The sequence below is a fragment of the Clostridium subterminale genome (assembly GCF_039521425.1).
Taxonomy (GTDB): domain Bacteria; phylum Bacillota; class Clostridia; order Clostridiales; family Clostridiaceae; genus Clostridium_J; species Clostridium_J subterminale.
The window spans coordinates 1-10,332 of record NZ_BAAACI010000004.1 but is presented as its reverse complement, the minus strand read 5'-3'; the positions used below and the strand labels follow the sequence as shown (position 1 = coordinate 10,332).

Genomic DNA, 10,332 nt, shown 5'->3' with positions numbered 1-10,332 from the left:
GTCGAGGGCTTGATCTAAATAATGACGAAATAATTTCACTGTGTAATTTTGAGAGAACATTATTGTTTTCTTAACTTGATTTTGGCGATAGAAGCGAATAGTACTAGGAAATGACTGAGTGAGGAGCAGAGTTTATAAACATAAATGAGCACCGCAACGAAGGAAGTTGACGAAGTAATATGAAGCTTATAGCGACAAAATAAATCTGGTAATTATGCTTTTGATGGATACACCCGTTCCCATACCGAACACGAAGGTTAAGCATCAAGAGGCCGATAGTACTGCATGGGAAGCTGTGTGGGAGGGTAGGTTGTTGCCAGGTCAATGTTCCGCGATAGCTCAACGGTGGAGCACTCGGCTGTTAACCGATAGGTTGGAGGTTCGAATCCTCTTCGCGGAGCCATTTTTTAGTCTTACAAAGTAAGGCTTTTTTTATTTTTTGATAATATATTTTAAGATAATGTTATACATAACTATTAATTAGATATTAGATATCCTCGAACTCAGTAGATATCACTAATCCATCTCCATTTGTTTTAATTATAATATTGCCATTTATATCAGTTCTAAGTATTTTAGAATGTAGATTTTTTAATGTCGCTAAAGTATTTTTATGAGGATGACCATAATCATTTCCCATACCACAACTTATTACAGATATTTTAGGATTTACTTTAGTTAGGAATGGTTTAGAAGATGAGGTGTTGCTTCCATGGTGTGCTACTTTTAATACCGTAGATTCTAAGGGTTTTTTACTAGATAATAAAATATTTTCAATTTCATCTTCCATATCTCCAGTAAATAAAAAGGAGGTATTTTTATTTATATATTTTATTACTATAGAATGATTATTTAAATTATCATCGGATATATTACCAGTCCATAGAAAATTTATATAGCTATTTTCTGAAAGTTGAATTTTAAAATTGTCAGTAACATTTTTTATTGTAAGCCCTTTATTTTTAAGTACTTCTATTAAGTTAGAAAAGTCCTTAGACGTAGTTAAAGCTTTAGGCATAATAAACTCTTCTATATTAAACTTATTAACTATATCGTCCATAGAACCAATATGGTCCTCATGGGGATGGGATGCAATAACATAATCTAATTTCTTAATCTTATGTTTTTTTAGATAAGAAATTAAAGTGTCTTTAGTACTATTAGGTCCACTATCTATTAAAATATTAAAATTATTGTTCTCAATGAGAATAGAATCTCCTTGACCAACATTTATGAAATGTATCTTTGTTTCTGAATCTTTTAATTTAGGATTAACATTATTTTTACTAATATAACCTAATAGGAAAAATCCAATAAAAACTATTATAGATAATATAAATAAGGTACTATTTCTTTTGAAAAAAATCTTCATAAAATCTCCTTAAGCAATATATTTAATAGCTAAAGTATTGACAGAAATTAAACATATACTTCACTAGAATGCATATTATTGATATAATTAAATATAAACATTAAAAAGGACGTGAATTAGTTGAGAAAATTAAGATTTGGAATAAAATTTTCTTTGAAAATGCTTGAAATTGCCATTAAAAGAATTACATATTCAATATGTAAAAATAAATTAACGAAAGAAGAAAGAGAAGAATATTTATATAACTTAGAGAAGGATTGGGCTGATTCTACAATTAAATATTCTGAATTAAAAGTTGAAGTTATAGGTAGTGAAAATTTATTGAATCAAACCTGTGTTTATATATCAAATCATCAAAGTATGCTAGATATACCTGTAATAATGATGAATATAAAAGATACTGCAGGAGCTGTAGCTAAAGTTGAAATGAAGAAGGTACCTGTTATATCCTATTGGATGAAGGAATTAGGATGTGTATTTTTGGATCGAGAAAATGGTAGAGAAGGTTTAAAGACAATTCTCCAAGCTATAGAAATAATAAAAAGTGGAAGATCTATGCTTATATTTCCAGAAGGTACAAGGAGTAGAGGCGAGGGTGTAAGTGAGTTTAAAAAAGGAAGCTTAAAACTTGCAGTTAAGGCTAATGTACCTGTGATACCAATTACAGTAGATGGAACCTATAAGGGTTTAGAAGGAGAGTCAGGAAATTTAAGAGCTCAAATTATTTTCCATAAACCAATTTATATGGAGGACTTGAGTAAAGATGAAAAAGCAAATTTGTCTGAAATATGTAGAGAGATAATAGCAAGACAGTTAGAAGAAAATATATAAATTAAAAGCTTCAAAGAAGATTTCTTTGAAGCTTTTTTATGAAATTAAATTTAATCGATGGTTAATACTATTGATTTAAGTCTAGTCATAGCTTCAATACTATATTTTATACCTTGAGTACCCATACCAGAAGCCTTGACACCAGAGAATGGGAAGTGATCTGGACCTCTCTCAGATTTATTGTTTATTTGAACAGCTCCCACTTCTAATTTGTTAGCTACATAGAAGGCATCATTAATATCTCTAGTAAATACACTAGATTGAAGGCCATATTGTGATTTATTAGCAACTTCAATTGCTTCATCTTTATCCTTTACTCTAATTATAGGTAGTACGGGGCCAAAAGGCTCTTCCCAAGCAATACGCATATCACTAGTAACCATATCAAAGAGAGTTGGATACATTAAGTTACCATCTCGTTTATTGCCATGGAGTAATTTAGCACCTTTATTTAAGGCGTCTTGAATTAGATCTTCAACAAAATCAGCAGATTTTTTATCAATTAAAGGATTGATTTTAGCTCCAGATTCAGGAGAACCTATAGTGAGTTTTTTAACTTGACCCAAGATTTTAGAGGATAACTCATCGGCAACATCTTCTGTAACCAATACACGTTTTATAGCTGTACATCTTTGACCAGAATAACTATATGCCCCTGAAACAATTTCTCTAGCTGCATCATCTAAATCAGCATCTTTAAGTACAATGGCTGCATCTTTTCCACCTAATTCCATAATCATAGGTACCATACCAGCAATTTTAGCTATATGTTTGCCTACATCTGTGGAACCTGTAAAGTTGATAAAGTTAATATTGTCATTAGTAACAAGATAATCACCTATTTCAGAAGATTTACCAGTAACAGAGTTTAATACTCCATCAGGAACACCTGCTTCTTGAAAAATCCTAATAAGATGAAGAGCACTAACAGCACCTTGGGTTGGGGGTTTAAGAATAACACTATTACCACCAATTAAGGCAGGAGCAATCTTAGATGCTGATAAATTAATTGGATAATTAAAAGGTGATATGGCAAGAACTAAGCCGATAGGAACTCTTTGGGCTAGACTCATCTTATTTTTTTCAAATCCAGGGAAAGTATCCGCTGCGATAGTTTCTCCTTCTAGATTTTTCCCAGCGTCTGCAGTAAATCTTATAAAATCTGCAGTACGCTTTACTTCAGAAATTGACGAATTGATATCTTTTCCTATTTCCATCATAAGGACTTTTGATAATTCATCGCAATTTTCTTCTAGTAGAGTTGCGGCTTTATGTAAAATTTCAGAACGTTTACTAACGGGCATATCACTCCAAGAACTTTGGCTTTCTTTTGCAAACTTTATTATCTGATCTACATCAGCCTGACTCATTTGAGGTATAGTACCTATTAATGAGTTATCACTAGGAGAAAAAATATCTATAGTATTTTCAGTTGTCATCCATTGACCATTTACTAGATTACAGTAATGATTTTCTTTCTTTACACATTTGAACAAAGAAAAACCTCCTCTTTCATAATTTTATTTAATAATATTATTATCAAAGAGGTGAGTTTAAATACTAGAAATAAAATATTAAGTTTTAGTTGCTATGCAATATTTCTAAAATTTTTTCTTCAGAAATTTCTAAATTGGAAAGCAATCCAGAAACACAGGTTACATATTCTGGTGTTGAATTACTGCTCCATTGAATTTTATCATTAATAATATTTTCAATTATTCCACATACATCAAAACCAAGACCTTCTAAAGAATATCTTAACTTTCTTGGAAATATACAAGGTATGTTATTACTACGAGAACAGTTATTGCAAATTAAGCATCTTCCAGAAAAAAGAGCAGTACTATCATTAAAATAAGATTCCAATGATAATACTTTATTATCATTAAATTCTCTAAAACTATAATAAAGTCCATTAAAGATATTAGAAAATTCATCAGCATTATTACTTATATCACTATATTTGCTAAGAGTGTGAGTAACAATATTATTCAGTTCTTCTTTTGGAATTTGGTCTATATAGATTTTCCCACTAATTACATAACAATATTTATATTTAGAAACATACTCTAAATCACTAAAAGCTAGTGGAGGACAAGACCATACTTTATTAAATTTATTACAACTTTCACAGTATTTATTTATAATCTTTGGAGCGTAATGCTTTGTTAATTCATCTATAGTACATTTTTTCACATTATAAGAAACATATTTTATCATTTTAGAACACCTCAACTAAGTTTTATCATAGGATAGTTAAGTATAGAACATTTTTTATGTATAAATAAAAAATAATGAATAAAACTATATTATGTTATCACAAAACCATCTAAACTATTATAAATTAAAAAGCCAAAAAAACCTATGGAATTATAAAATAAAATAAAAAAAGCCGCAATTGCGGCTTTAGAAATTATTCCACATCATCAGTATATTTACTCTTAGCAAAGAATGATATAGCATAAAGACCTGCTAATCCTACTATGGCATAAACAATTCTACTAAATGTACTTATAGCACCGAATGCACTAGAACCTGCAAATAAAACTGCAACTAAGTCAAAATGGAATAATCCTATTAGGCCCCAGTTTACAGCACCGACAATAACTAAAAGCAGTGCAATTGAGTCTAATACTTTCATAAAAACATCTCCTTATAAATAGATTACAGTTGATAGTATTACCAGTAGTTATAAATTTTAAACCCCAAAGCATAAAAAATATTATTATTAATATTTTGTGAACATATGAAAAATCTGTTATAGTAAGTACATTTTTATAAATATATATTATATAATACTATTTAGTTATAATGAATTTAAGGAAGTGATTCTATGAAAAATGTATTAATATTTTTAGGAAGTATTATATTATTTTCAATTGTAGTATTAGGTATATATGCTTTACTAAAGAAATTTGTATTTAACAAAATAAAAATAAACAAGTGGTTAGTACTTATAATGGCGTTTATCGTATTTGTAGTACCACCACTAGTATTTACAACATTACCAGTGATAGTAACAAATTATGTAATACCAGGTATATTCGTTATATTATTTCTATGGTTCTGGGATTTGTGTGGATTTATGAGTAAGACTCAAAATAAAATTGCCAAGGCTGCTTATAATAAACCTAAGAGTAAGAAAAATGATATAGTTATAAAACCAAAAGCAAAACCTAATAGAGTTAAGAATAATTCCAATAATAAGTAAAATATAATTGAATTAGATAAAAAACGGATGTAAGCACTCAATAATACTTGCATCCGTTTCTTTATTTTTTATATAAATATACTATAAAACTTTTAGTCCATTGACATAGGCTTCTAAAACTTTAGTTTCCTTAATTTTATTTCTAGGAACAGAAGTTATATCTTGAGATAAAACTACAAAATCAGCTAGATAATTTACTCTAATTTTGCCTTTTACATCTTCGTCAAAGGACATGTAACTAGGACCTGTAGTATAGGCTTTTAACGCATCAACGGCAGTAACACCTTCATTAATATTAAAGCCACCTTCAGGTTTATCATTTAAATCAGTTCTATTTACAGCCCCATGGATTCCATCAATTATATTAAAACTTTCAATGGGAGCATCAGAACTAAAGGCTACAGGAATGCCTTTTTGCACCATAGAATTAAATGCATAGCTATCTTTAGTTCTATCCTTGCCTACAGCTTTTTCAACTATAGGATAATCACTCATAATAAAAGCTGGTTGCACATTAGCTATTACACTAATCTCCTTAAATCTATTCAATAAATCATCATTAGTAAATTGACAGTGAACTATAACAGGCCTAAGATTATCCTCAGTGTCTTTAGAGATTTTTTCATAGGAATTTAATATCATTTCACATGCTCTATCTCCAATGCCATGGATAATAATTTGAAATCCTTGTTTAAAACATTTAGAAACCCAACTATCTAAGTTCTCTTGAGAATAAATACTAATACCATTATCAGGTGTATCCTCGTAGTTATCTATCATAGCTGCAGTACGAGCACCTAGGGAACCATCTTGAAAGAGCTTAAGACCTCCAACTTTAAGAAAATCACTACCTACCTTTGATTTCAAACCAAGATTTTTAGCCTCATCTAATAATTCATTAGTATTAAGGCAGAGTTGAAGAGTTATTCTTACAGGAAGATTGCCTTCTTCTTCTAATTCTTTATAGCTTTGAATTAAATTAGGTAAACTTCTACAGTGAGTTAAGTCTTCAGTTTGAACAGAGGTTATTCCACATTTAATTAAGTCATGAAAGGTGCTACGAAGAGAAGATTTTATCTCATCCACAGGAGTTGGTGGAACCTCATTAAGAGCAATATTTAAAGCATTTTCGCGAAGGATTCCAGTAGGAATTTCATTTTCTCTGTCTATAGCACCACCAGTAGGATTCTCTTGCATTTTATCTATGCCTAGGAGCTCAATAGCTTTTGAGTTAAGTACTCCTATGTGACCACATATTCTAGAAAATATAATTGGATGATCACAAGAGATTTTATCCAGATCATATCTATTAGGAAGTCGATGTTCTTTAAAATAGTTATCATTCCATCCTCTAGATATTATGTATGTATCCTTTGGAATATTATTTTTATCTATATAGGACTTCACAACACTTATCATTTCATCTATGGATGACAAATTATTTAGTTGTACTGCAGTCTTTTGAAATCCATAATTAAGTAGATGCATATGAGCATCATTAAAACCTGGTACCACAGTATTGCCTTTTAAATCTGCGATTTTGTAATCATCTGTAGAAAATAATGATAGTAAATCTTCATTACTTCCTACTGCTATAAATTTTCCATCTCTCACAGCAAAGGCTTCATAAATATTATCTTTATCTAAGGATATAACATTTCCATTAACGTATATATCTATAGACATATAATCACCACCTTAATATAGTTTACTTAAATTTTAGGTATTTTTAATAAAATATATAATGAGAAATACCTCGTAGATATATCTATTCTTTAAAATAATATAAAATCCTTTTTTAATTTTGTAAAGGTTTTAATTCTTAAGAAATATTAAATTAATTGCAGGATTATTTATACATATAACTTGTAAAATTATTATTATATGATAAAATTTAAATATAAATTATTTTAAAGGAGAGCATTATTATGTGTAGATGTTGTTGTTGCTGTTGTGATATATGTATAATTTAACAAGATACTACTGAGCTATAATAATGTAATTAATAATTGATATAAATTTTAATCGTTATTTAAGCTACAGTTGGTTCTGTGGCTTTTTATATTATACTAATATGATTTAAAATAAGAACAGTTTAATGTTATGTAAAGTATAAATATAGTTAAGTATATATTATATAGATAATTTATAAGTTACAGAACAGCAATTATCATTAAAACATTAGTTATAAGAAATATGCAAAGGAGACATGAAATGAGTTTTTATTTATACAACACCATGACTAGAAATAAAGAAGAATTTATTCCTGCCAATAAAAATAAAGTTGGAATGTATACTTGTGGTCCTACTGTCTACAATTATGCTCATATAGGAAACTTAAGAACTTATATATTTGAGGATGCATTAAAAAAATCCTTAGAATATGTAGGGTATAAAGTTAAGCATGTTATGAATGTAACAGATGTAGGTCATCTTCAATCTGATGGAGATGAAGGTGAAGATAAAATGGCTCTAGGTGCTAGCCGTGAACATAAAACAGTATGGGAAATCGCAAAATTTTACGAAGATGCTTTTTTTGAAGATTGCAAAAAGCTAAACGTAAAAAGACCAACAGTGGTATGTAGAGCAACAGAACACATAGAGGATATGATTAAATTTATCCAAAGACTTGAAGAAAGTGGTTACACATATGAATCAAATGGAAATGTATACTTTGAGATAGATAAGTTTGAAAATTATACAAAGCTAGCTAATTTAAGTATAGATGAGTTAGAAGCAGGTAGTAGAATAGAAATAGATCCAAATAAAAAGAATCCTTTAGATTTTGTACTTTGGTTTACAAATTCTAAATTTTCTAATCAAATAATGCAATGGGAGTCTCCTTGGGGTAGAGGGTTTCCAGGATGGCATTTAGAGTGCTCAACTATGAGTATTAAATACTTAGGTGAGAACATTGACATTCACTGTGGTGGAATAGACCATATACCAGTTCATCACACAAATGAAATTGCTCAATCAGAAGCTGCTTTAGGTCATAAGTGGGTAAACTATTGGGTTCACGGGGAATTCTTAGTGTTAGATGGTGGAAAGATGTCTAAATCAAGTGGAGACTTTTTAACAGTATCTAGACTTGAAGAAGAAGGATTTAGTCCCCTAGATTATAGATATTTCTGCTTACAATCTAAATACAGAAAACAATTGGTATTTAGTTTTGAAAGCCTAAAAGATGCTCAAAATGGTTATAAGGCATTAAAGAAAAAGATAGCAATTATATTAACTAATATAGTTGAAAACCATAGTATAAATAAAGAATTTGTTAGTAAATATCAAGAAAAGTTTAAAGGACAAATAAGTGATGACTTAAACATAGCCAATGCTTTTACTGTGCTTAATGAGGTTATAAAAGATGGTGCATTAAATAATAGAGAAAAAGCTATTCTAATTGAGGATTTTGATAAAGTTTTCTCACTTAATTTAATGACTATTGAAAAAGAAGCTATTGAAGTAGATGAGAAACTTATAAATGATCTTATAGAAGAAAGAAATACAGCAAGAAAAGAAAAAAATTACAAAAGATCAGATGAAATTAGAGCACAGTTATTAGAAATGAATATAGAAGTGTTGGATAGTAAAGAAGGAACTACTTGGAGAGTAAAGTAAATTTAATATCATTTAATAAATTCACTTAGGCTTTAATGTATTAAGTGGATTTATATTTGAAACGGTTTGAAAGGAAGAGATTATGCCGATTTTAACATTAAGAGCTATAAAAGAAGATGAAGTAATAAGTATTAGTAAGAAACTTATAGATGAATTAGAGGATTTATTAGAGTGTCCACGTGAGTATTTTACTATAGAACTTAGAAATTCTACCTTTGTAAAAGATGGTGAAATATGTAATGGATATCCAATAATAGATGTTAGCTGGTTTGATAGAGGACAGGAAGTTCAAGATAAGGCAGCTGAGATAATTACTAGATATATTAAAGGGTTAGGACATGAAACTGTAGATGTGATTTTCCACGTTCTTCAAGAAAAATTATATTATGAAAATGGTGTGCATTTCTAATAGTTAATAAAATAAAACACATGGTTTGAATTTCAAAATAATTCCATGTGTTTTTTATTTAATCATCACACCTACATATATTATTGATAAAGTTATATATTCTGCATTCTAATACAGGATACACACAATTAATTTGATCTAGAATTTTGTAAGTTGTTTTTTCAACTTTCTTTAATTTAGAGGTTTTTCGCTTAGTGGTATTAGAGTTATTTAATAATTGTGCTGTAGCCATATTAAGATAAGCAGTGCTAGAAAGCTGAGATAATATTTGAAGTAAAGGTGATACACAATTAGTTACGTATAAAGCTTCATAATCATTAAGGGTCAGTAAGTTAAGTTGAGTTCTTAGAACATTTAAGCTAGTAGTAATTTCAGTTAAAGAAAGCAACTCATCTTTAAGAGAAAGTAAAGTACTAGAATCAGAAACAGACTCTGTAGAACTTTCATTTATTTTATCAAGGCTAGATGATATTAATGCTGACAAATTGTCTATGCTAGTAGCTATCTTGCTTATATCCTCCATAAAATACTCCTTGGAAATTTAAAATTCATATTTAAAGTATATTAACTGGGGTATACATTTATTCATTTCATATAGCATTTAAACTTCTAAGCCTACAAATAATTAGTTTATAGAGAAAAGAGTTATGAAGGAAATTATATCCTTAGAAGTATAAATTCATGGTTTAGTTTTAAAATATCTATAGTAAGAAAGTCTAAGAATAATATAAAACGGCATAAGTTATATATATTATTAAATAAAAATAAAAAACATAGAAAATATTATTGACATGGGATAAATTATCGAGTAGAATAGTAAAAGTCGTCGGAAGTAATCGATGATAATGAAAACCAAATGGTCTTTGAAAATTAAACAGAGAAAAAGGT

Annotated in this window: 10 protein-coding genes, 1 tRNA gene and 1 rRNA gene; 6 read left to right on the top strand and 6 right to left on the bottom strand. The window is 28.9% G+C overall.

The window, feature by feature from the left end; genetic code table 11:
• The first annotated feature begins 204 nt into the window (after positions 1 to 204).
• A 5S ribosomal RNA gene (gene rrf, locus ABDZ93_RS07535) occupies positions 205 to 322 on the top strand.
• Positions 323 to 328: 6 nt separating this feature from the next.
• Positions 329 to 403 (top strand) — tRNA-Asn (locus tag ABDZ93_RS07530).
• An 84-nt stretch (positions 404 to 487) separates the two neighbouring features.
• Here the strand turns inward: ABDZ93_RS07530 and ABDZ93_RS07525 are convergent.
• Positions 488 to 1,372 carry a ComEC/Rec2 family competence protein gene (locus tag ABDZ93_RS07525; RefSeq protein WP_343825161.1) on the bottom strand — a complete coding sequence of 295 codons (885 nt, stop codon included), beginning with the start codon at positions 1,370 to 1,372 and terminating at the stop codon, positions 488 to 490.
• A 120-nt stretch (positions 1,373 to 1,492) separates the two neighbouring features.
• On the opposite strand from ABDZ93_RS07525, the gene ABDZ93_RS07520 reads away from it, so the two are divergent.
• On the top strand, positions 1,493 to 2,203 hold the full coding sequence (locus ABDZ93_RS07520) for a lysophospholipid acyltransferase family protein (protein WP_343825160.1): 711 nt from the start codon (positions 1,493 to 1,495) through the stop codon (positions 2,201 to 2,203).
• 50 nt (positions 2,204 to 2,253) lie between these two features.
• Here the strand turns inward: ABDZ93_RS07520 and ABDZ93_RS07515 are convergent, their stop codons facing one another.
• The 3 genes from ABDZ93_RS07515 to ABDZ93_RS07505 all read right to left on the bottom strand — a co-directional run bounded on the left by ABDZ93_RS07515 (position 2,254) and on the right by ABDZ93_RS07505 (position 4,844).
• Entirely contained in the window at positions 2,254 to 3,699 is a 1,446-nt protein-coding gene (locus ABDZ93_RS07515) for an NADP-dependent glyceraldehyde-3-phosphate dehydrogenase (RefSeq protein WP_343825158.1), read from the bottom strand.
• A gap of 85 nt (positions 3,700 to 3,784) precedes the next feature.
• A complete protein-coding gene (locus tag ABDZ93_RS07510) occupies positions 3,785 to 4,423 on the bottom strand; it encodes a DUF2284 domain-containing protein (RefSeq protein WP_343825157.1) in 639 nt (212 codons plus the stop codon).
• A gap of 193 nt (positions 4,424 to 4,616) precedes the next feature.
• Complete coding sequence (locus tag ABDZ93_RS07505; RefSeq protein ID WP_343825156.1) at positions 4,617 to 4,844, bottom strand: DUF378 domain-containing protein; 228 nt, start codon at positions 4,842 to 4,844, stop codon at positions 4,617 to 4,619.
• A gap of 192 nt (positions 4,845 to 5,036) precedes the next feature.
• On the opposite strand from ABDZ93_RS07505, the gene ABDZ93_RS07500 reads away from it, so the two are divergent.
• Positions 5,037 to 5,414, top strand: coding sequence for a hypothetical protein (locus tag ABDZ93_RS07500; RefSeq protein WP_343825155.1), 378 nt, complete (start codon positions 5,037 to 5,039; stop codon positions 5,412 to 5,414).
• An 81-nt stretch (positions 5,415 to 5,495) separates the two neighbouring features.
• On the opposite strand, the gene ABDZ93_RS07495 is transcribed toward ABDZ93_RS07500, so the two are convergent.
• Positions 5,496 to 7,100 (bottom strand): amidohydrolase, encoded by a 1,605-nt coding sequence (locus ABDZ93_RS07495; RefSeq protein ID WP_343825153.1) that lies wholly within the window; start codon positions 7,098 to 7,100, stop codon positions 5,496 to 5,498.
• Between the two features lie 528 nt (positions 7,101 to 7,628).
• Between ABDZ93_RS07495 and cysS the strand changes: the two genes are divergently transcribed.
• Positions 7,629 to 9,035: a cysteine--tRNA ligase gene (cysS, locus tag ABDZ93_RS07490; protein WP_343825152.1), complete on the top strand. Its 1,407-nt coding sequence runs from the start codon at positions 7,629 to 7,631 to the stop codon at positions 9,033 to 9,035.
• Between the two features lie 82 nt (positions 9,036 to 9,117).
• The gene (locus tag ABDZ93_RS07485; protein ID WP_343825150.1) at positions 9,118 to 9,444 is read left to right on the top strand and encodes a DUF1904 family protein; all 327 of its coding nucleotides are present in this window, start codon (positions 9,118 to 9,120) and stop codon (positions 9,442 to 9,444) included.
• Between the two features lie 58 nt (positions 9,445 to 9,502).
• On the opposite strand, the gene ABDZ93_RS07480 is transcribed toward ABDZ93_RS07485, so the two are convergent.
• The gene (locus ABDZ93_RS07480) at positions 9,503 to 9,967 is read right to left on the bottom strand and encodes a hypothetical protein (protein WP_343825148.1); all 465 of its coding nucleotides are present in this window, start codon (positions 9,965 to 9,967) and stop codon (positions 9,503 to 9,505) included.
• Positions 9,968 to 10,332 lie beyond the last annotated feature (365 nt).